Genomic DNA, 21277 nt, shown 5'->3' with positions numbered 1-21277 from the left:
ATCACTGTCCGGCGTCTGAGCGTGGCTGAGAGTGATCATTCGGTGCCGCCACTCTGGGGGTGGTGGCTGAGATCACGGTCGAGATGCCCTGCTCAGCGCCGGTTGCGTCGTTCTGCCGACACCGGCCGATGGGTCGACCGGGGGTCGCGCAAGGTAGGCTTTGGCCGCTCGCCCCTTAGAGGGCCACCCAACTGCGAACCTTCAGTCAGGAGTGCCCGTGGCTCGCGTCGTCGTCGACGTCATGCTCAAGCCGGAGATTCTCGATCCGCAGGGCCAGGCGGTGGCAAATGCGCTGCCACGGCTCGGCGTGAGTGCCATCTCCTCCGTACGCATCGGACGCCGGATCGAGATCGAGTTCGACGGTGAACCCGACCTGGAAACCGCTCGTGAGATCGCCGACAAGCTGCTCGCCAACCCGGTCATCGAGGACTTCTCGATCCGGGTCGACGAGCAGGCCGGTGACTCCGCCCAAGTGAGCGCGTGACCATGCGGATCGGTGTCGTCACCTTCCCCGGATCCCTCGACGACGGTGACGCCGCTCGCGCGGTGCGCATCGCCGGCGGCGAGGCTGTTCGTCTCTGGCACGGAGACGCCGACATCCACGGCGTCGACGCCGTGGTGCTGCCCGGCGGCTTCTCGTATGGCGACGCGCTGCGCTGCGGCGCGATCGCCCGGTTCGCGCCGGTGATGGAGACCATCATCGACGCCGCCCGCGGGGGTCTGCCCGTGCTCGGCATCTGCAACGGCTTCCAGATTCTCTGCGAGGCCCACCTGCTGCCCGGCGCGCTCACCCGCAACCAGCACCTCCATTTCCGCAACCGCGACCAGCACCTGCGGATCGGCGCGACCAACACGGCCTGGACCAACACCTTCACCGAGGGCGAGGAGATCCTCATCCCGGTGAAGAACGGTGAGGGCTGCTTCGTCGCCGACACGCACACGCTCGACGAGCTCGAGGCCGAGGGCCGGGTCGTCGCCCGTTACACCCGGGGCAACCCGAACGGTTCGCAGCGTGACATCGCCGCGATCACCAACGCGGCGGGCAACGTGGTCGGCATCATGCCGCACCCGGAGCACGCCGTGGAGGCGCTGACCGGTCCGTCGCTCGACGGCCTCGGCTTCTTCACCTCCGCCCTGCGACACCTCGCCGGGGTCGCTGGCGGTCAGCTCACAGGGGGAGCGACGCGATGACCACCCAGCCCGATACCGCTCCCGTCTCCAAGACGCCCGAGCAGCCGGCGGCCAAGCTGTCCGCCTCGGCGTTCGCCGCGACCGACGTGCTGGCCAGCGAGTTCGGCTCGGTGGACACCGTCGAGCGCGCTCTCGAGACACCGGACGACCTGCAGCCGCACGCCGAGCTCGGCCTCAAGGACGACGAATACGAGCGGATCAAGCAGATCCTCGGCCGTCGTCCGACCGCCTCCGAGCTCGCGATGTATTCGATCATGTGGAGCGAGCACTGCTCCTACAAGTCGAGCAAGGTGCACCTGCGCCAGTTCGGCGAGAAGGCACCGAAGAACACCCGGATGCTCGCCGGCATCGGTGAGAACGCCGGCGTGGTGCAGATCTCCGACGAGCTCGCGGTCACCTTCAAGGTCGAGTCGCACAACCACCCCAGCTACGTCGAGCCCTACCAGGGCGCGGCGACCGGCGTCGGCGGCATCGTGCGCGACATCCTCGCCATGGGTGCCCGCCCGATCGCGGTGATGGACCCGCTGCGCTTCGGTGCCGCGGACCACCCCGACACCGCGCGGGTGCTGCCCGGCGTCGTGGCCGGCATCGGTGGCTACGGCAACTGCCTGGGCCTGCCCAACATCGGTGGCGAGATCGTTTTCGACCCCTGTTACCAGGGCAACCCGCTGGTCAACGCGCTGAGCATCGGCGTGCTGCCGGTCGAGCGGCTGCAGCACAAGGAAGCCGCCGGCGAGGGCAACATCGTCGTGCTGCTCGGTGCGCGCACCGGCCGTGACGGCATCGGCGGTGTCTCGGTGCTGGCGTCGGCGACCTTCGACGAGGGCGCCGAGCAGCGCCGCCCGTCGGTCCAGGTCGGCGACCCCTTCATGGAAAAGCTGCTCATCGAGAGCTGCCTCGAGATGTACGACGCGGGCCTCGTCGCCGGCATCCAGGACCTCGGCGGCGCCGGCCTGACCTGCGCGCTCACCGAGACCGCGGCGGCTGCCGGCACCGGCATGCGGGTGTGGCTCGAGCGGGTGCCGCTGCGTGAGGCGTCGATGTCGCCCACCGAGATCCTCGCCAGCGAGTCGCAGGAGCGCATGCTCCTGATCGTCACGCCGGAGAAGCTCGACCAGGTGCTCGCCGTCGCCGAGAAGTGGGGCGTGTGGGCCACCGCGATCGGTGAGGTCACCGCGAGCGATGCCGCCGGCCACCCCGGGCGGCTGCTGATCAGCTGGAACGACCACGTCGTCGTCGACGTGCCGCCCGGCTCGCTCGCCGACGACGGCCCGGTCTACGCCCGGCCGATAAGGGAGCCCGCCGACCTGATCCTGCTTCAGGCCGACCGCGCCGAGACCCTGCCGCGGCCGACCACGCCCGAGGAGCTCCGCGAGACGGTGCTGCGGATGATCGCGTCGCCCAACCTCTGCGACAAGAGCTGGGTGACCGAGCAGTACGACCGCTACGTCCTCGGCAACACCGTGCTGGCGCAGCCCGAGGACTCCGGTGTGCTGCGCATCGACGAGAAGACCGGCCTGGGTGTCGCGCTCTCCGTCGACGGCAACGGGCGCTACGCGCGGCTCGACCCCTACGAGGGCGCCAAGCTGGCCCTCGCGGAGTCCTACCGCAACGTCGCGATCAGCGGCGCCGAGCCGATCGCCGTCAGCGACTGCCTCAACTTCGGCTCGCCCGAGGACCCGGCCGTCATGTGGCAGTTCGCCGAGGCCGTCCGCGGCATCGCCGACGGCTGCCAGCAGCTGAACATCCCGGTGACCGGCGGCAACGTCAGCTTCTACAACCAGACCGGCGCCGCGGCGATCCACCCGACCCCGGTCATCGGTGTGCTCGGTGTCCTGGAGAACGTCGCCACCCGGGTGCCGATGGGCTTCCCGCCGCCGCCGACCGCGGAGGGCGACCTGCTCTTCCTGCTCGGCAACACCGACTGCGAGCTGTCCGGCTCGGAGTGGGCGTGGGTGACCCACAACCACCTCGGTGGCAAGCCGCCCAAGGTCGACCTCGCCCACGAGGAGCGACTCGGCCGGCTCATGCGTCAGGCCGCGGAGCGCGAGCACGTCGTCGCGGCTCACGACCTCTCCGACGGAGGCCTCTCCCAGGTCCTCGTCGAGTCCTGTCTGCGCCGTAACGTCGGTGCCCGGGTCACGCTGCCGGAGCACGAGGCGGCCACCACGCCGTTCGTCTGGCTCTTCAGCGAGTCGGCCGGCCGCGCCGTGGTCGCCGTCCCGCGCGGCCACGACAAGGCATTCACCGCTCTCGCCGCCGAGCACGGCGTGCCCTGCACCCCGATCGGTGTCACCACCGAAGAGCCCGTCCTGGAGATCCACAACCAGTTCTCGCTCGGCCTGGACGAGCTGCGCGAAGCTTTCAGCTCCACCATGCGCAACCTGTTCGGCAGCCCGGCCGAGGTCGCGGCCAAGTAGTCAGCAGAACCGAGATGAGGCGTCACGGCTCCGGCCGTGGCGCCTCGTTCTTTTGGCAGGATCACCGGGATGGCACCCACTGAGGACTGGTTGGACTGGCACCTGCCCTACGCCGACGAGCAGTCACCCCTCTCCCGGCGACTGCGGCTCATCCAGCATCACCTCACCGAGTGGCTCGATTCGAAGCCTGACGGCGGCACCATCGTCAGCGTCTGCGCCGGTCAGGGCCACGACCTGATCGGCGTGCTGACCGCCCGTCCGGTTCGAGCCCATCTGATCGAGTTCGACCCCCGCAACGTGGCGGCGGCCCGTGAACGCATCAGCAAGGCGGGACTCCACAACGTCACCGTGATCTGTGCCGACGCGGGCGATCTCACGACCTACCAGGACCTGGGCCGGGCGGATCTGGTGCTGCTGGCCGGCGTGCTGGGCAACATCAGCGATGCCGACGTACGCCGAACGATCGAAACGGTGCCGCAGCTGTGCACGCCAGGCGCCACGGTCATCTGGACCCGAGCCCGCCGCGCGCCCGACCTCACCCCGGCAATCCGCGCCTGGTTCGCCGAGACGGGCTTCACCGAGCGGGCATTTCACGCGCCGGCGGACGTGTTGTTCACCGTCGGCGTGCACGAGTTCCACGGCGTGCCCCAGCCGCTCGAACCCGCCGGCACGGTCTTCCGGTTTCGGTAAAAGCAATGGCCGGTCCCGCCGTAGTGGCGGAACCGGCCATTGCCTACTTCACGAACTCAGTTTTCCCACTGCCGGGTGGCTTCCGGCGGCTGCTGACGCGGGGCGCCGCGCCGGCCGCCCTGCTGCTCGGGCCCGTAGCCGTTGCCGCGCTGGTCATAGCCGCCGCCCTGCTCCGCATACCCGTCCTGCTCGCCGTACCCGCCGCCCTGCTGCGGGGCCCCACCGTACTGGCCGCCGTACTGCCCGCCACCCTGAGGCGCCGCGGGTGCGCCACCATAGCCGCCGCCGTGCTGACCGCCCTGGTCGTAGCCCTGGTCGCCGTAGCCACCCTGGTCGCCATAATCGCCGCGCGCAGCGCCGTAGGCACCACCGCTCTGCGGGGCAGCACCAGCGCCATAAGCGCCACCACTCTGCGGAGCGGCACCGCCGCCGTAGGCACCACCGCTCTGCGGGGCAGCGCCGCCGTACTGGCCACCACCCTGCGGTGCGCCACCGCCATACGTGCCGGCGCCACCGTAGTTGCCGCCGTAGCCACCCTGATCGTCCTGATCGGCCCCGTAGCCGCCGTTCTGGTACGACCCGGCGGGCTGGCCGTAGCCGCCGTCATACGCGGGCTCAGCCTCGGGCCGGTACATGCCGGTGGGCTCGTCGAAACGCTGCTGCTGTTCCGGAGCGACATAGCCGGCGGGCTCGCCGTACCCGTTGTGGTCGTCGTACCCGTCGTAACCGTTCTGGCCCTGCTCGTCGTACCCGTCGTAGCCGTTCTGAGCCGCCGCCGGGGCACCGCCGAACTGCGTGGTGCCGCCGTAAGCGCCGGCCGCACCCGCACCCGCAGCGCCGGCTGCGCCTGCCGCCGCGGTGCCCCAGCCGCCCGGAGCGTTGTACGCACCGTTCTGTGGCAGCGGCGCTCCGTAGGGGTCAGGGAATTCCTCGTCGACCGGGGGCGCGACAGGCGTGCGGTGGATCATCGTCGGGGCGTCCGCGATGGACGGTGCTCCGGAGCGCGGCGCGATCATCGTCGCGTCGCTGACCCGGCCGCCACCGACAGGAGCCGACAGGCGGGTCTCGTCGGCACCGGCATAGCGACCTGCGCCGACAGGCACGGGGCCACCGCCCGGGCCGCCACCGTTGGGCCCGTTGGGGTCGTCCGGGTCGTCGTCGGCTGCGGCGCTCTTGCGGCGCATCATGACCAGCACGATGGCGCCGATGCCCGCGGCGACGAGCAGGCCGCCCAGGATGATGAACAGCGTCGAGCCGGAGCCGTCGCTGTTGTTGGCGGCGTTGGTCGGGGCCGGAGCCGCCTCGTCGCTGGCAGCGTCGGTCTCGTCCTCGGTGGCCTCGTCGGTGGCCTCGTCGGTCGGTTCCGTGCTGGTCGTGGCCGAGGGTGACGGCGTCGGTGAGGTGGTCGCCGCGATGAGCGTGAGCGTCAGCGGCACGTTGATCGACTTGCCGTCCGCGCCGGAGGCGTTGACCGGGTCGCCCTTGTAGCCGTCCTTGATCGCCCCGACGGAGAGCGAGCCGACCGCGATCGGCTTGGCGTCCGTGGAGCGGAAGGAGTAGGCGCCGTTGCTGCCGGATGCGATCTGGAAAGTCGCGCCGTTGCTGTCGCGCATGCCGACGGTCGCGCCGGCGATCCCCTTGCCGTCCTGGTCCTTGACCTTGCCGCTGACCTGGCGGATCGACTGGGGCTTGTCAGCGCCACGAACCTTGATGGTCCGGTTGGCACTGCCGTCCTGGCCGCCGATCGTCGCGGTGATCACGACGGTGTAGTTGTCGGTCTCTCCAGCGTCGACACTGCCCGCGGTGAGCGTCACCGAGAACTCACGCGATGTCTGTCCCTGCGCGATCGTCTCGTCGAAGTCGCAGTTACCGCTGCACTTCAGGCCGTTGCCGCCCTCAATGCTGACGACGACGCTCGCCGACGTCTCGGGGTGCTGAACGTCGCCGAGCTTGTTCTCGTTCTTGACCGTGAACTTCAGCGTGCTCGTGCCACCGGAGGGGATGTCCCCTGACGACAGGCTACTGATAGATACTGTTGGAGAGTCCGCGAGTGCTGCCATCGGGGCGGCGAAGATCGCGGCACCCACCAGCGCCAAGAACGCACCGGCCTGGACAGCCCGGGCTCGTAGGTGCGTTGTCACGTCCACCGCCTTCCGGTCGCTCGGTCCCCGGGCCGCCTGATGAAAAGGCCCATGGATCCCGCGCTGAATACACACCGTCGGCCACTATGCCCTGTCGAAGGACGTCCGCGCGACCCAGGGCCGCCGGGTTGTAGCCGAATGCCGGGTCGTATTGTCCCGACGTGTCTGCTGCGCACAATAAATCCGAGTCGGTCGACCAGGCGTTGGACGCGCTGGACGGCGGCGGTGAACCTACCCGCGAAGTTCTTCGTGACGCTGTGCGAGCACTGCTCGCGGAGCTTGCGCGGACAGTCCCCGGCCGATCGGTGGAGGTCCGTATTCCACCTTTCGGTGCGATTCAGTGTGTCGAAGGTCCCCGGCACACCCGTGGCACTCCGCCCAATGTGGTCGAGACCGATCCGATGACCTGGCTGCTGGTTGCCACAGGCCGACTGAGCTGGGGCGATGCGGTCGATTCGGGGCGGATTCGGGCCAGCGGTATACGCACCGATCTCACTCCGTACCTCCCTGTGCACCAGGGCTGATACCCCGGCGGCTCGCGTACACTGGCTGCTCGGAACAGCCCAGCATTTCCGAGCAGATCAGCATGAGGGAGCAAGCGCGTGCCCCGAGGCGACGGCCGGTTGACCGACGATCTCGACCCCCAGGACCGCGGACCCCAGGATGCCTGCGGCGTCTTCGGTGTCTGGGCCCCGGAGGAAGAGGTCGCCAAACTCACCTATTTCGGCCTCTTCGCATTGCAGCACCGCGGTCAGGAAGCCGCTGGCATCGCTGTCAGTGACGGTTCCGGCGTGGTGGTCTACAAGGATCTCGGCCTGGTCTCCCAGGTCTTCGACGAGCCGACACTGGCGAGCCTGCGCGGTCACCTCGCGATCGGCCACACCCGTTACTCCACCACCGGTGGATCCAACTGGGAAAACGCGCAGCCGACGATCCGGGCCACGACGGCCGGCACCACGATCGCCCTGGCGCACAACGGCAACCTCGTCAACACCGCCGACCTGGCCCGCGAGATCGCCGAGCGCGGTCTCGACGTCGGTGACGCCACCTCCGACACCGCCATGGTGACCACCCTGCTGGCCAGTCGTCCGGACCTCTCGGTCGAGGCCGCGGCCATGGAGGTGCTCCCGCGGCTGCGTGGCGCGTTCAGCTTCGTCTTCATGGACGAGAGCACGCTGTACGCAGCTCGCGACGCCCAGGGGGTGCGCCCGCTCGTGCTGGGCCGCATGGAGCGTGGCTGGGCCGTGGCGAGCGAGACCGCCGCGCTCGACATCGTGGGTGCCAGCTTCGTCCGCGAGGTGGAGCCGGGCGAGATCCTCGCGATCGACGAGCACGGCCTGCGCTCGACCCGCTTCGCGACACCCGAGCCCAAGGGCTGTCTCTTCGAGTACGTCTACCTGGCCCGCCCCGACACGACGATCTCCGGTCGCAACGTCTACGCGGCCCGCGTCGAGGTCGGCCGGCGGCTCGCCAAGGAGCACCCGGTCGAGGCAGACCTGGTGATCGGTGTCCCGGAGTCCGGCATTCCGGCCGCCATCGGCTACGCGGAGGCCTCCGGCATCCCCTACAGCGCCGGCTTCATGAAGAACGCGTACGTCGGCCGCACCTTCATCCAGCCCTCGCAGACGATCCGGCAGCTCGGCATCCGGCTCAAGCTCAACCCGCTGCGCGAGGTCGTCCGGGGCAAGCGGATCGTGGTGATCGACGACTCGATCGTGCGCGGCAACACACAGCGCGCCCAGATCCGGATGCTGCGCGAGGCCGGTGCCCTGGAGATCCACGTGCGCATCTCGTCCCCGCCGGTGAAGTGGCCCTGTTTCTACGGCATCGACTTCGCCACCCGGGCCGAGCTGATCGCCAACGGCCTGGAGATCGACGGCATCCGCCGCTCGATCGGCGCCGACAGCCTCGGCTACGTCTCGCTGGACGGCCTGATCGGCGCTACGGAGCAGCCCAAGACGCGGCTCTGCATGGCCTGCTTCGACGGGCAGTATCCGATCGAGCTGCCTGCCGGGCACCTGATCGGCAAGCATCTGCTGGAGAGCGTCGGCAAGCGGGCCGCGATGCCGGCCTCGACGCCGGCGGCTACCAGCGCCGCGGTGGCCGGCCTCGAGCAGCAGTACGAGGACGAGCAGTACACCGAGGGCGAGCGCGGGACGGTCAAGCCGCTCGTGGGCAGCCCGGGCGGCGTTGACGCCCTGCACCGCCCGTAAACGGCGATCGTGCGTACCTAACCGGTGGCCCACCGTAGTGTCGGCAGGCCACCGGTCTTGGGGTCCGAGGGCCCCCGGCCTTAGGGTCGACGAGGCGGTCATCCGCGCCGTCACCGAAAAGCCGGTTACCGAGAAAAGCTCAGCACCACCATCAAAGGGGAGAACCGTGACGCACGTGTCCGAGCGCAACAGTGCCGGATCCAACGGCGCCGAGGGCGCCGACCGCCAGCCATGGTCGGCTGGCGCGGCCCGTCCCGGACGCAAGCGCACGGCGACGTACGCGGACGCGGGCGTCTCCATCGAAGCCGGCGACCGGGCGGTCGAGCTGCTCAAGTCGAAGGTGAAGCGGGCGAACCGTCCCGAGGTCATGGGTGACCTGGGCGGCTTCGCGGGCCTGTTCAAGCTGAACGCGGCGAAGTACAAGAGCCCGATCCTCGCGTCGTCGACCGACGGTGTCGGCACCAAGCTGGTGATCGCGCAGCAGCTCAACATCCACGACACGATCGGCATCGACCTGGTCGCCATGGTCGTGGACGACCTCGTGGCGTGTGGCGCCGAGCCGCTCTTCATGCTCGACTACATCGCCTGTGGCGAGGTCGTGCCGGACAAGGTGGCCGAGATCGTCGCCGGCATCGCCGACGGCTGCCGTTACGCGGGCTGCTCGCTGCTGGGCGGCGAGACGGCCGAGCACCCCGGCGTCATGCGCCCGGATGAGTACGACGTCTCCGCGACCGGTGTCGGCGTGGTGGAGGAGAGCGAGATCCTCGGCCCGCACAAGGTCGAGCTCGGCGACGCCGTGATCGCGATGCGCTCCTCGGGGCTGCACTCCAACGGCTACTCGCTGGTGCGGCACGTGCTGCTGGGAGCGGGCCGGATGCGCCTCGACACGGTGGTCGACGACTTCGGCGGCCAGCGCACGCTCGGCGAGGAGCTGCTGACCCCCACCAAGATCTACGCCAAGGACTGCCTCGGCCTGATCGAGGAGACCGACGTCCGGGCGTTCTGCCACGTGACCGGCGGCGGCATCCCCGGCAACCTGAACAGGGTCCTCCCCGCGCACCTTGACGCCGTCGTGGACCGTTCCTCGTGGCGCCCGCAGCCGATCTTCGACCTGATCCAGGCGAAGGGCCGCATCGAGGGTGCCGACATGGAGGCCACGTTCAACATGGGCGTCGGCATGTTCGCCATCGTGTCGGCCGATGACGCCGACCGGGCGATGGCCTACCTGACCGGCCGTGGTGTCGAAGCATGGCAGGTCGGCGAGGTCATCGAGGGCTCCGGCCAGGTGCACATGGTCGGTCAGTACACCCGGGGCTGATCCGTTCAAAGCGTTCCGCCGGCCCGGCCGGTCCGTCACGCTGCGCGATGTACGCGTAGAAAGTCGGACCGGGCGGGCCGGATTGTTTTCCCGTTGTGCAATGATTTGCGAACATCGATGTCTTGGGAGATCTGCGCGCGGTTGAACAGGGGTGGACGCCGGGACTTAGCCTGGCCTCAGGTGACAACGGGGAGGTGGCCGTGGGGGAGCGCTGGAGTGGGATGCGCGGAATCTCCGAAATTCCCACCTACGTCGTCATGCAGCCCACTACGCTGTGCAATCTAGACTGCTCTTATTGTTACCTGCCGCTGCGCAAGCTGGACAAGAAGATGCCGGTCGAGGTGGCGACCGCGGTTGCTGCGTCTGTGAACCCCTGGTCGCGTACGGGCCGGTTCTCGGTCGTCTGGCATGGGGGTGAGCCCCTCGCAGCCGGTCGTGAGCACTTCGCTGAGCTGCTGAAACCGTTCGCTGAAGGCGTCGAGCACCACGTGCAGACCAACGCCACCCTGATCGACGACGCCTGGTGCGAGTTCTTCACCGAGCGGGACATCCGGGTGAGTGTGAGCGTGGACGGACCCGAGGCGCGTAACGGCGAACGAGTCACCCGAGGTGACAAGCCGGCCTACGCGCGGATCATGCGTGGGGTGGAGGCGCTGCGCCGCCACGACATCCCGTTCTCGGCGCTCTGCGTGGTCGGCCGCCCGGTCCCGGGCCTGGCCACGGAGCTCTACGGATACTTCCTCGAGCTGGGCTGCGAGGTGCTCGGCATCAACGTCGAAGAGCTCGAAGGCGTCAACACCCGCACCAATCGGCATCCTGAGCAGGACGTCAAGGCCTTCTGGGCCGAGCTGGTCACCGCCTGGCGCAAAAATCCCAGCATCCACCTGCGAGAGATCGAATGGTCCCTCCGGTACGCCGCCGCGGTCCTGGACGGCACGGCCGACGAGCTACTGCCCCGCCGACTCGACCCGATCCCCACCGTGGCCCAGGACGGCAGTGTGGTCTTGCTCTCACCCGAGCTGGCCGGCTTCTCCGACCCCCGCTACGGCGACTTCAGCAGCGGCAACGTGCTGACAACCCCGCTGGCGGAGATCCTGACCCGGGCCACCGGCACCCCCTGGATCCGCGAATTCCTGGACGGGGTCGAAGCCTGCCGCACGCAATGCCCCTACTTCGGCTTCTGCGGCGGCGCCCACGCGGCCAACCGCTACTTCGAGCACGGGCGGTTCGACGTGACAACGACGGACCACTGCCGCAACAGCAAGATTCGCCTACTCGAGGGAGTGCTGGACCATGCCCGAGACCACCAGCCCACGGCCGTCTGACACCGACCCGGTCACGGCACGGGTCCGCGAGACCAGCGAGGGTCTGGCCAGCCTGCTGGCAGAGGCGGAAGAGGCTCGCAAACAGCGCGCGGAAACACCGGCCGACGGCTCAGCGGTCTGCGCCTGGAACCACTTCGAGAACATCCCGACGTTCTACAACTGGAACAACCGCCCCCGCTGAAGCACCGGAACCAGCCGGCCCGCCAAGCAGCTCGAACAGCCGGCCCCGCTGAAAGCACCTGAACCAGCCGCCCCCGCTGAAGCGCCTCGAACGACCGGCCCCGCCGAAGCGACGGGAGCGGGACGCAAAACGAGCAGGGCACAGCACTAAGCGCACCGTGAGTAATTCACGGTGCGCTTAGTGCGCATGGCAACAAAGCTCATCACCTTGCGCACGCGAACAGCCGAGCATCCCGATAACTCGGCGGAGTCATCAAGATGTGCGTCGGGGAAGTGGGACCGCCGCGGTCAGTCCATGACACCCACGAGGTCTCCCCTGTGGGCATCATGGTCATTCCGGAGCGACCGCGACAAACGAGAGCATGCGGCGTGCCACATGCTCTGCGTCGTCGGGGTCGCGCGGGTCAACGCCTTGGTGAAGGCGACCAGCGGTCCTGCTCGTCGTCAGCGTCATCCTCATCATCGTCATCGACCAACTCATCGTTGTCGTCGTCGAAACGGTGATCGGGATTACTACCGGCACCCGCTAGTTCGCGCTGCAAGGCGGTGAGGTCGGTGTTCGGGGAGTGGTACTTCAACTCCCGGGCCACCTTTGTCTGCTTGGCCTTAGCACGGCCGCGCCCCATGGCTCGACCCCCTCGCACAGAATTCGGGGCAGCCCGAAGGCGGGCCCCGATGACGTCAGGCATCTCTCGTGGGTCTTACGGTACATGGACGATGCCGCCTTCGGCACCTCGGGTTACGTGTACCACCGTCGCGCGTCGTGGCCGGCCCGCTGCGGGACGCGCGACGGCGTACAAAAGCCTCAACCCAGGTAGATGCTGCGGAGTCGGCCCACTTCGGCCATCCGGCGCTCCGCGAGGCGATCGGCAGCGACCGCGGGCGGCACTCCGTCGTCATCCGCGAGCCGCAGGATCTGGCCCGTGGTGTCGAAGATCTTCGTGGCGCGCAGCTTGGCCCGCTCGAAGTTGAAGCCCTCGATCTCGTCGGCCACCTGGATCACGCCGCCCGCGTTCACCACGTAGTCGGGCGTGTAGAGGATGCCCCGCTCCTCCAGCAGCTTCTCGATGCCCGGGTGGGCGAGCTGGTTGTTCGCGGCACCGGTGACGATCTTGGCGCGCAGGACGGCGACCGTGTCGTCGTTCAGGGCGCCACCGAGGGCGCAGGGGGCGTACACGTCGAGGTCGCTCGTGATGAGTGCCTGGGCGTCGTCGACGAGGTCGATCTGCGGGTGGGTGGTGCGGGCCCATTCCTGGGCCGCCGGGCTGACGTCGGTGGCGACCACCGCGGCGCCGTCCTCGATCAGGTGACCCGCGAGGTACTTGCCGACCTTGCCGAGCCCGGCGATGCCGACCCTGCGGCCGGAGAGGGTCGGACGGCCCCACGTGTGCTCGGCCGCGGCGCGCATCCCCTGGAAGACGCCCCAGGCGGTGAGGACCGAGGAGTCGCCGGCGCCGCCGTGCTCCACGCTGCGGCCGGTCACGTAGCGGGTCTCGCGGGCGATCACGTCCATGTCGGGCACGTAGGTGCCGACGTCACACGCGGTGTAGTAGCGCCCGTTCAGGGACTCGACGAAGCGGCCGTACGCCCGCAGCAGCGCCTCGGACTTGTCCAGCGCCGGGTCGCCCCAGATCACTGCCTTGCCGCCGCCCAGGTCAAGCCCCGCAAGTGCGTTCTTGTAGGCCATCCCGCGAGACAGGTTCAGCGCGTCGGTGACGGCCGCTTCCTCGCTCTCGTACGGGTAGAACCGGGTGCCGCCCAGCGCGGGCCCCAGGGCCGTCGAGTAGATGCTGATGATCGCCTTCAGGCCGGTGTGCCGGTCCTGGCAGAAGACGACCTGCTCGTGCCCGGCGGCCTCGATGCCGTCGCTGCTTACGAACACGCCCATTGCTGCTCTCCTGAGTGTCGGTGGTGTGGCCCTTGTGGGGCGCTCTCAACCTGTCCGGCGGGGTATGCCAGACATCACGAAGAGCTTAGGGCCCCAGCGTGGGCGCCGATTGACGCAGCGGGGGAAGTCAATCGGCGGCGATTTCGTGAAAGGATCGCGCCGTGCCGTCACTGTTCGCGTCGTACCTGCGGGTTTACGAGCCACTGACCGCCTTCGACCGTGAGCGCCAGATATTTTGGCGGCGCTACGCGCGTGAGGGCCGCGCCCTCGGACCGGTCGAGGGCCCGGTCCGGCAGCGCACCGCGGTGCTGGAGGCGCTGGGGGCCGGCTGGACCCGGCTGCCCGATCTGCCCGACGAGGCGTATGTCATGGAGTGGGGTGACACGCTGCTCGTCTGCCCCTGGAATCTGCGCCTGCGGGTCGCCGAGGCCGCATTGAACGCCCGGGACGGCGTGCCCAGCGTGCTGGCCGACGCGTTCGTGCCGCCGGTGCTGGCCGGGCAGGCCAAGGCCGTCGTGGACGACTGGCGCAGCGGCGCGAAGGTGCTGGAGCACGGCGTTCCCCGGGTGCACGAGCAGGTCGCCACGTGGGGCGTGCCGCTGCGGTGGTTCGTCTTCGTCGACCTGGACGAGCGGGAGATCAATCTGTCCGGGGGCCGGCGCACGTTGCGCTACCGCACGGAGATCTCCAAGGCTCGCCGCCGGGCGCACCGGGGGGTCTCGGTGCTGCGCAAGTCGCTGGGGGACGCGCCGATCACCGAGGCGGTGGAGGAGGGCACCCGCTGGCTCGAGGAGTTCCACCCGCGTTCGATCGTCGAGCTGGACTACGGCGGTCTGACGGGGTTGCTCAAGGACGATGACCTGCAGGCCGACGACTCACCCGGGCTGGTGGCGGCCGGGCTCTCCGCGCTGTCGCGGGGCGATGCCGACGCCGCCACGGAGGCGTACGAGAAGATCGTCGACCGGTGGCGGGCCGTGCAGCTGCTGGAGCGCTGTAACTGAGTGCCATTCATGCCGCTCTGACCAGCTGAAATAGGACGGAACGGCGCAGATGGAAGCGCTCCCAAGGTGAACACTCTTCGTAACGGCCATCCCCCGAAGCGTGATTTTAGGTCCAAACAAGACACTTTCTGGCGTAGAAAACCAGCATAAATCGGTCATGCTTCAACCGTCTATCTAGGGACCTTCGGCCGTTCGGCCCATGTCGGACATCGGGGACTAGCCGGACCATGAAACACACACCGGCCGGCGGGACCCCGGCCGATGTCTTTAGGTACCTGTGGAGGAGTGACCGATGGCATCGCGTACGCACGATCCTGAGCCGCTACTAACGCCGGCCGAGGTGGCGTCGATGTTCCGAGTCGACCCGAAGACCGTCACCCGGTGGGCCAAGGCGGGCAAGCTCAGCGCAATTCGCACACTGGGCGGGCACCGTCGCTACCGGGAGTCGGAGGTTCGTGCCCTGCTGCAGGGACAGATTCCCTCGCAGCGTCAGGGCGACTGACGAACCATACAGTCGAGTCGGGCTGGGACCGATAAAAGGGGCGAGCGCCGGGGAAGGCGATCGCCCCTTGATCGTTTCCAGGCGGCAGAGTAGTGCCAATGGAACAACCCCCGATCGGTGACGTCTTCGGCGAGCTGGTCCGCGACGCGTACGCCGTACGGTCCGGTATCGGCCCCCGCCCCCTGGCCGGCGGCCGCGTGCCCCGCCCGGTCATCGAGATCATCGAGCGCGACGACGGCCTGATCAACGGCGCTCCCGCCGACCAGTACGTAGCCGAGCCGGACGAGTGGCAGCCACACGATCACCGGGCGCTGCGCATGTGCCGTGGCGCGGTGCTCGACATCGGCTGCGGTGCCGGCCGCACGGCGCTGGAGCTCCAGCGCCGCAGCATGGCCGTGACCGGTCTGGACATCTCTCCCGGAGCGATCGAGATCGCCCGCAAGCGTGGCCTGCGTGACACCGTCATCGCCCCGGTCGACCAATACGCCCGCACGACCACCCGCTACGACACGTTCCTGCTGCTGGGCAACAACCTGGGACTGCTCGAGGGCCGCGATCGCGCACCGGTCTTCCTCGCCGCGCTCGCCGCCCTGGCCCGTCCCGGCGCCAGGATCATCGCGCAGGGCACCGACCCCTACGGCACGACCGACCCGGTCCACGTGGGTTATCACGAGCGCAACCGCGAGCGCGGCCGGTTCGGCGGCCAACTGCGACTCCGGTTGCGTTACCGGCTGCATGCCACGACCTGGTTCGACTACTTGTTCTGCTCGGTGGAGGAGCTGGAAGAGCTGCTCCAGGGCACCCCGTGGCGCCTGAAATCGATCGACCGGCAGGACCATCCCTACTACCTTGCGGTCATGGAGCTACATACATGACCGAACTCACCAGGGAGCAGGTCAAGACGAGCCGCCGCATCTCGATGGTGCTGCGGCACCGGCCCGAGTCGGCCGGCCTCACCCTCGACGCCGGTGGGTGGGTCCCGGTGGCCGACCTGCTGGCGGCGCTCAGAATCAACCGCGTACAGCTCGACACGATCGTCGCCGGTAACAACAAATCCCGCTTCGCCGTGACGACCGGGCCGGACGGCGTCGAACGGATCCGGGCCAACCAGGGGCACTCCCGCCGGGTGGACATCGACCTCGGGCTCGCGCCGGCCGACCCTCCCACGATGCTCTTCCACGGTACGGCGCGGCAGAACCTGGCCTCGATCATGCGGGACGGTCTGCGGCCGGGGAGCCGGCACCACATGCACCTGTCGCTCGACCGGCGAACCGCGCTGGCTGTCGGTCGCCGGCACTCCCCGGACGTCGTGATCTTCGCGGTCGACACCGCCGCCATGGCCGCCGCGGGGCACGTCTTTCACCGCAGCGAGAACGGTGTCTGGCTGATCGCGGCGGTGCCTTCTTCCTATCTCCGCGAACATTCGGAATAAAAGGACAAATCGTTCTCCATCGAGAGGTGGCCGCCACGGGCGGTTAGCGTATGGGGGATGAGGAGGGTTACTCGGCGTCAGCTGACGAATCTCCTCGGTGCATGTGGGGTGGTCGCCGCGCTCGGCGGTCTCGCCTTCGGGCTCCCCGCGCTGAACCACGCGCTGCCCTCCGAACGTCCTGTGCGGTCCGATCGCCCTTTAGAGATCGGGGGTGGGGTGTTCGTGACACCGCCACCCGGCGCCAGCATCGATCTCACCGTGACCCGGCCCGCGGAGGACACCGGGAAGGTGCTCTTCCGGCTCGGGACGGTCCGCTACCTGATCACCGTCGAGCCCTACGACGGGTCGCTGTCGGCCGCGGTGGCCCGGCTCCGCCAGCGCATCATCGGAAACTCCGGATATCAGGTCACCGGCCCCGACCTCATGGTCGCGACCATCGGCGGCCTGCAAGGTCTGCAGGGCGGATACAGCGGTCCCGGTCGCGGCGGCCGCTACGCCGTCTTCGTCGCCGACGGCCACACCATCGAGGTCACCGTGAGCGGCGCCGATCTGGATCTGGGACCCACCCTGTCGGCGATCGAGAAGAGCACCCGCACGCTGGAGTACCACGCGGAGCCGCCCGGATGACCGCGGAACCGAGGCTGCGCAGCGAACGCACCGCCCCCGTCCAGCCCGGGGCCGAACCGGGTCTGGGACTGATCCGCCGCCCCGCGTTCTGGATCGTGCTCGCGCTGCTGGCCGCCGGCGGCGTACGCATGGCATTGATCGCAGCGCACTATGCCGCGACCTTCCCGATCGCACTGCTCACCGCGACCCTGCTCTTCGCCCTGCTCGCCGTGCCGTTCTCGTTCGTGGTCGCCGAGCTCGACTTCCTCGAACGGGAGCCCCCGGTGCTCCTGGCCGTGGCGTTCGCGTGGGGTGGCCTGGTCGCCACCTCCGTCTCGATCCCCGGCAGCGGCGCCCTCGACGACATCATCGCCAAGCTCGGTTCACCCGGCCTGGCCGCCGACTGGGGTGCCGCGCTGGCCGGCCCGACGGTGGAGGAAATCGCCAAGACCCTCGGCGTGGTCGCGATCGTGCTGATCGCCCGCGCCCAGGTCAACAGCGTGCTCGACGGCGTTGTCTATGGCGCGGTGGTCGGCTTGGGCTTCCAGATCATCGAAGACATCGTGTATGCGATGAGCGCAGTCGCCCTGGCCGGCCGCGGCGACACCGTGGAACCGGTGTTCACGACGTTCCTGCTGCGCGGCTTCCTCTCCGGCGTCTGGAGTCACACGCTGTTCGGCGCGCTCGCCGGCGCGGGCATCGGCTACCTGGTCGTTCGTGGAGAGCGCCCCCGGCGTACCCGGATAGGGGCCGCAACCCTGGCGGTCCTCGGAGCCTGGGCGTCGCACGTCCTGTGGAATTCCCCGCTCCTGCGCGACGGCCTCGGCAACGGCGCGGTGGCCCTGCTCGCGGTCCTGGTGCTCAAGGGCCTGCCGCCGCTCGTGCTGATCTGGCTGCTCGTGCGTTCGGCCCACGACCGCGAGGCTGACTACTACGCAGCGATTCTGGTCGAGCTGAACGACCCCGAGTTGATCACTCCGGCGGAGGTGGAGGCGCTCAGGACCGGTTCGCGCCGGGCCAGCGCCCGTTCCCACGCCCGCGCCCGGGCCGGCTGGCGCGCCCGCGGAGCAGTCCGCAGGTTGCAGCACGCCCAGGCCCGCCTCGCGGTCGAGCTGAGCCGCGGCACGACGGACCTGACCCGCCGGCACCTCGAGGTACGCCGGCAGCGTCACCTGCTCGTGAGCCTGGGCCACCCGGAAGCGCTCGTACCCGAAGGAAAAGGACCGTGGCGACGCACCGCATCGGCGGTGTTCTCCACGGCCCTCGCCGTAGCAGTCCTCTGGGCCCTGATCAGCAGCCTCGGCGGCGCCTGAGCAGAAGGTCAGACAAAAAACCCGAGCGGAAGGTCAGACAACGGGCGGGTGCCCACCGTCGCCGTCCACGATCGTGTCCGGGGTGCCGTCCTCATCGAGGTCGACCATCGTGATGTCGACCTTGCCGTCGCCGTCCGTGTCGAACTGGAACAGATCGGGCTTGCCGTCGCCATCGGTGTCGGACACCCACACGTCGGGCTTGCCGTCACCGTTGGTGTCGCTAGCGAGCAGATCGACGCGGTCGTCCCCGCGGGTCTCCACGATCTCCTGGGGGTCGCTCATTGCTGTCTCCTCGCTGGGGGTCGCCTTGGGTCGCTCCCAACCTAGGTGCCCGCTTCCACTACTGCACCCCTGAGTTGTGACAGAAGTCGCTGGAATCCACGAAACTCACCGGTAACGTAGGCCGACGTGAATACCGCGGCGGACGGCATGCAGGCCCTTTTCGGTAGTGGGAGCGTCGGCTCTCTCGCCGAGCGGATGGGCATCGACATCAGCGAGGCGACCGCCGAGAGAGTGGTCGCGACGATGCCGGTGGAGGGCAACACCCAGCCGTACGGCCTGCTGCACGGCGGCGCCTCCTGCGTGCTGGCCGAGACCCTGGGGTCCGTGGGCGCAGTCCTGCACGGCGCCACGGTCGACCGCCCGTTCGCGGTGGGCGTGGACATCAACGCCACCCACCACAAGGGCGTCCGCTCCGGCACCGTCACGGGGGTCGCCGCACCGGTGCACCGGGGCCGCACGGCGGTCACGTACGAGATCGTCATCACCGACGAGGACGGCGACCGCGTCTGCACAGCCCGTCTCACCTGCCTGCTCCGCGGCGCGTAGTCGCCCTGGCCCGGCGTTTCTTGACGGTTCCGCGTACCTTTCTTGACGTGACCGATGTACCACAGCACGCATTCGACGACGCTGCGCAGGTGCTGGACTGCGCGCTCAGCGGCGACAGCGACGCGGTGGTCGGCACCTTCGACGCGGTCGTCGACCGTTCGGGCGTCGTCGGTGCCTGGGACGTCGCCTGGTGCCTCGCAGCAACCATGGTCGGCCAGAACATCCCCATGGGCGGCGGCTGGACCCTCGACTTCCCCGGAATCGACGACGCCCGCTACGACAAACGCTGGGTAGCCCGCTTCGTCAGCGCCTACGTCAACGGCGACGTCCCCACCGGCGAAGCCCTCTTCGGCGCCGCCATCGCCGACGGCCAACTCCCCGACTGCCTCCTCGCCCTCGCCGGCTCCACGGTCGCCACCCTCCGCCACCGCGCGGCCTGAGCGATGCTCCTGCTCGTCGATCTGGACAACACCCTCATCGACCGTACGGAGTCGTTCCGCGCCTGGGCAGCCCAGTGGATCCCGGCCCATGGCGGCTCGGCGAACGATGTCACCTGGGTCATCGAGGCAGACCTCGACGGATACGAGCCCCGGCCCCGGCTGGCGGCCAAGATCCAAGCCAGGCTCAATCTGCCGGTTTCGGCCGACGACGTTCTCACCCAACTGCGGTCGGGCGTTGTGGCTCACGTGCGCTTCGACCCGGCGGTGGGCGCGGCGCTGATCTCGGCGGTCGCGGCGGGCTGGTCGCCGGTCGTCGTCACCAATGGTTCAGTACGCCAGCAGCAGTCAAAACTGCGCCACACCGGGCTCGACAAGCTCGTGGCAGGCTGGGTCATCTCCGAAGGCGCAGGCGTCCGCAAGCCCGACCGCCGCATCTTCGAGCTCGGCGCCGATGCAGCGGGCCGTTCCCTGGCTGACGGCGGCTGGATGATCGGCGACCACCCGGAATACGACATCGCCGGGGGAGCCGCAGCCGGGCTCCGGACGGTGTGGCTGCACCGCGGCCGCCCGTGGCCGGAGTCGCTGCCGATTCGCCCCACCCGTACGGCCGACGATTGTGCGACCGCGATCCTGGATCTGCTCTGAGAACACCCGCACCTTGATCACAACTCACGGCTACCAAGTGGTGATCGTCCGCCCCTGCTCCGGGCCGAACTTCAGAACGTCTGAGGTGATCGGAGGGGGCTTGTTGTGGGAGTTCGTGAGCAGGGAAAGACCGGCGTACGGCGGCTGGGTCTGCTGGCACTGACCGGCGTACTGGCGACCGGCGCGGCGGCTTTCGCCGGCGCTCCCCAGATCGCCGCGGCCGTTGCGGCGCCGGCGGTGACTCCGGCCGTGGCGGCGACGTCCGCGCCGGCCACCCCGTGGATGGCAGCGGCTCAGTCGTACGAGGCCACCCGGGTCATGCCGCTCGGCGACTCGATCACCCGCGGGACAGGTTCGCCGACGCGTTCCTCGTACCGGATGGATCTCGCCGACCGTCTCATCAAGGGCGGCATGGAGATCAACTACGTGGGTTCGCAGAGCGACGGCACCGGCAGCAACATCAGCCACGAGGGGCACGGCGGCTGGACGATCGACGAGCTCTCCGAGAACCTGGACTCCTGGCTGAGCTCCTACCGCCCGGACGTCGTCCTGGTGCACGCCGGCACCAACAACATCACCCAGGGCGATGGCCCCTACACGACAGCCCGCAAGCTGTCCGCGATGATCGACCAGATCCGCGCCGACCGGCCCGAGGCCCAGCTGTTCGTCGCTCAGATCATCATGTCCCGGGTGCCCCGCGAGGCAGCCCAGGACCGCATCTACAACAGCCTCATCCCGGGGGTCGTCGCGAGCAAGCACGACAACCGGATCACGGTGGTCGACCAGTCCTCGGTCGGCGGCATCGACCTGCACGACCTGCACCACCCGAACGACTTCGGCTACTCCAAGATGGCGTGGAACTGGTACCAGGCGATGTCCCGGGTCTTCGGCACCTCCGGCAACACCGGCGCCAACCCGTACCGGATGAGCATCACGAACCGCTGCCTCGCCACGAAGGTCGACGGCTCCCACCGCACCGACTGCCGCACCTGGGTCCTGCGTCCCACGGGCAGCGGCAGCCGGACATGGCAGACTCTTCGAGAGACAAAGCGGACTTATCGCGTACGCGTAAACGGCAAGCTCCACACCCGCCAGCGCATCGTCCGCCGCTGGACCGGCCCCGGCAACCTGCTGAACGTCTAGG

23 protein-coding genes are annotated in these 21277 nt (G+C 69.0%); 19 read left to right on the top strand and 4 right to left on the bottom strand.

Features of this window, described 5'->3' with window-relative positions; genetic code table 11:
• The first annotated feature begins 217 nt into the window (after positions 1–217).
• The 4 genes from purS to Aco04nite_RS46715 all read left to right on the top strand — a co-directional run bounded on the left by purS (position 218) and on the right by Aco04nite_RS46715 (position 4301).
• Positions 218–484: a phosphoribosylformylglycinamidine synthase subunit PurS gene (gene purS / locus Aco04nite_RS46730; protein ID WP_213003615.1), complete on the top strand. Its 267-nt coding sequence runs from the start codon at positions 218–220 to the stop codon at positions 482–484.
• Positions 481–1191, top strand: coding sequence for a phosphoribosylformylglycinamidine synthase subunit PurQ (gene purQ / locus Aco04nite_RS46725; RefSeq protein WP_203837152.1), 711 nt, complete (start codon positions 481–483; stop codon positions 1189–1191). Before purS ends, purQ begins: the two co-directional genes overlap by 4 nt.
• Complete coding sequence (gene purL / locus Aco04nite_RS46720; RefSeq protein WP_244876803.1) at positions 1188–3611, top strand: phosphoribosylformylglycinamidine synthase subunit PurL; 2424 nt, start codon at positions 1188–1190, stop codon at positions 3609–3611. The genes purQ and purL overlap by 4 nt, the downstream gene beginning before the upstream one ends.
• Before the next feature lie 69 nt (positions 3612–3680).
• Positions 3681–4301, top strand: coding sequence for a class I SAM-dependent methyltransferase (locus Aco04nite_RS46715; RefSeq protein ID WP_213003614.1), 621 nt, complete (start codon positions 3681–3683; stop codon positions 4299–4301).
• 56 nt (positions 4302–4357) lie between these two features.
• Here the strand turns inward: Aco04nite_RS46715 and Aco04nite_RS46710 are convergent, their stop codons facing one another.
• The gene (locus Aco04nite_RS46710; RefSeq protein WP_213003613.1) at positions 4358–6442 is read right to left on the bottom strand and encodes a carboxypeptidase-like regulatory domain-containing protein; all 2085 of its coding nucleotides are present in this window, start codon (positions 6440–6442) and stop codon (positions 4358–4360) included.
• Positions 6443–6603: 161 nt separating this feature from the next.
• Between Aco04nite_RS46710 and Aco04nite_RS46705 the strand changes: the two genes are divergently transcribed.
• The 5 genes from Aco04nite_RS46705 to amcA all read left to right on the top strand — a co-directional run bounded on the left by Aco04nite_RS46705 (position 6604) and on the right by amcA (position 11479).
• The gene (locus tag Aco04nite_RS46705; protein WP_213003612.1) at positions 6604–6966 is read left to right on the top strand and encodes a sterol carrier family protein; all 363 of its coding nucleotides are present in this window, start codon (positions 6604–6606) and stop codon (positions 6964–6966) included.
• 78 nt (positions 6967–7044) lie between these two features.
• On the top strand, positions 7045–8655 hold the full coding sequence (gene purF, locus Aco04nite_RS46700; RefSeq protein WP_213003611.1) for an amidophosphoribosyltransferase: 1611 nt from the start codon (positions 7045–7047) through the stop codon (positions 8653–8655).
• 166 nt (positions 8656–8821) lie between these two features.
• On the top strand, positions 8822–9973 hold the full coding sequence (gene purM / locus Aco04nite_RS46695; protein ID WP_213003610.1) for a phosphoribosylformylglycinamidine cyclo-ligase: 1152 nt from the start codon (positions 8822–8824) through the stop codon (positions 9971–9973).
• Positions 9974–10194: 221 nt separating this feature from the next.
• Positions 10195–11298 carry a cyclophane-forming radical SAM peptide maturase AmcB gene (amcB, locus tag Aco04nite_RS46690; RefSeq protein WP_213003636.1) on the top strand — a complete coding sequence of 368 codons (1104 nt, stop codon included), beginning with the start codon at positions 10195–10197 and terminating at the stop codon, positions 11296–11298.
• Positions 11267–11479, top strand: coding sequence for a multiple cyclophane-containing RiPP AmcA (gene amcA / locus Aco04nite_RS46685; RefSeq protein ID WP_203837146.1), 213 nt, complete (start codon positions 11267–11269; stop codon positions 11477–11479). The genes amcB and amcA overlap by 32 nt, the downstream gene beginning before the upstream one ends.
• Positions 11480–11882: 403 nt before the next feature.
• On the opposite strand, the gene Aco04nite_RS46680 is transcribed toward amcA, so the two are convergent.
• On the bottom strand, positions 11883–12104 hold the full coding sequence (locus Aco04nite_RS46680; protein WP_203837145.1) for a DUF3073 domain-containing protein: 222 nt from the start codon (positions 12102–12104) through the stop codon (positions 11883–11885).
• Positions 12105–12283: 179 nt separating this feature from the next.
• The gene (locus Aco04nite_RS46675) at positions 12284–13366 is read right to left on the bottom strand and encodes a Glu/Leu/Phe/Val family dehydrogenase (RefSeq protein ID WP_213003609.1); all 1083 of its coding nucleotides are present in this window, start codon (positions 13364–13366) and stop codon (positions 12284–12286) included.
• 161 nt (positions 13367–13527) lie between these two features.
• Here Aco04nite_RS46675 and Aco04nite_RS46670 point away from each other — a divergent pair, with 161 nt between their 5' ends.
• The 6 genes from Aco04nite_RS46670 (at position 13528) to Aco04nite_RS46645 (ending at position 18220) form a co-directional block, all read left to right on the top strand.
• Complete coding sequence (locus Aco04nite_RS46670) at positions 13528–14367, top strand: DUF8083 family protein (RefSeq protein ID WP_203837143.1); 840 nt, start codon at positions 13528–13530, stop codon at positions 14365–14367.
• A 292-nt stretch (positions 14368–14659) separates the two neighbouring features.
• Positions 14660–14869: a BldC family transcriptional regulator gene (locus Aco04nite_RS46665; protein ID WP_067494190.1), complete on the top strand. Its 210-nt coding sequence runs from the start codon at positions 14660–14662 to the stop codon at positions 14867–14869.
• A gap of 98 nt (positions 14870–14967) precedes the next feature.
• Positions 14968–15744: a class I SAM-dependent methyltransferase gene (locus Aco04nite_RS46660; protein WP_213003608.1), complete on the top strand. Its 777-nt coding sequence runs from the start codon at positions 14968–14970 to the stop codon at positions 15742–15744.
• Entirely contained in the window at positions 15741–16301 is a 561-nt protein-coding gene (locus Aco04nite_RS46655) for an RNA 2'-phosphotransferase (protein ID WP_213003607.1), read from the top strand. The genes Aco04nite_RS46660 and Aco04nite_RS46655 overlap by 4 nt, the downstream gene beginning before the upstream one ends.
• Before the next feature lie 57 nt (positions 16302–16358).
• Positions 16359–16928, top strand: coding sequence for a hypothetical protein (locus Aco04nite_RS46650; RefSeq protein WP_213003606.1), 570 nt, complete (start codon positions 16359–16361; stop codon positions 16926–16928).
• Complete coding sequence (locus Aco04nite_RS46645) at positions 16925–18220, top strand: PrsW family intramembrane metalloprotease (protein WP_213003605.1); 1296 nt, start codon at positions 16925–16927, stop codon at positions 18218–18220. Before Aco04nite_RS46650 ends, Aco04nite_RS46645 begins: the two co-directional genes overlap by 4 nt.
• A gap of 33 nt (positions 18221–18253) precedes the next feature.
• Here the strand turns inward: Aco04nite_RS46645 and Aco04nite_RS46640 are convergent, their stop codons facing one another.
• Positions 18254–18502, bottom strand: a complete 249-nt coding sequence (locus Aco04nite_RS46640; protein ID WP_203837138.1) for a hypothetical protein — start codon at positions 18500–18502, stop codon at positions 18254–18256.
• 126 nt (positions 18503–18628) lie between these two features.
• Between Aco04nite_RS46640 and Aco04nite_RS46635 the strand changes: the two genes are divergently transcribed.
• The 4 genes from Aco04nite_RS46635 (at position 18629) to Aco04nite_RS46620 (ending at position 21276) form a co-directional block, all read left to right on the top strand.
• A complete protein-coding gene (locus tag Aco04nite_RS46635) occupies positions 18629–19048 on the top strand; it encodes a hotdog fold thioesterase (protein WP_244876802.1) in 420 nt (139 codons plus the stop codon).
• A gap of 47 nt (positions 19049–19095) precedes the next feature.
• Positions 19096–19488: a hypothetical protein gene (locus Aco04nite_RS46630; RefSeq protein ID WP_203837137.1), complete on the top strand. Its 393-nt coding sequence runs from the start codon at positions 19096–19098 to the stop codon at positions 19486–19488.
• A gap of 3 nt (positions 19489–19491) precedes the next feature.
• The gene (locus Aco04nite_RS46625) at positions 19492–20133 is read left to right on the top strand and encodes an HAD family hydrolase (protein ID WP_213003604.1); all 642 of its coding nucleotides are present in this window, start codon (positions 19492–19494) and stop codon (positions 20131–20133) included.
• 105 nt (positions 20134–20238) lie between these two features.
• Positions 20239–21276: an SGNH/GDSL hydrolase family protein gene (locus tag Aco04nite_RS46620; protein WP_213003603.1), complete on the top strand. Its 1038-nt coding sequence runs from the start codon at positions 20239–20241 to the stop codon at positions 21274–21276.
• The last annotated feature ends 1 nt before the right edge of the window (position 21277 follow it).

This window comes from Winogradskya consettensis, assembly GCF_018332715.1.
Lineage (GTDB): Bacteria > Actinomycetota > Actinomycetes > Mycobacteriales > Micromonosporaceae > Actinoplanes > Actinoplanes consettensis.
Note: the sequence above shows the minus strand (reverse complement) of the source record. Positions and strands in the feature narration are given on the sequence as shown.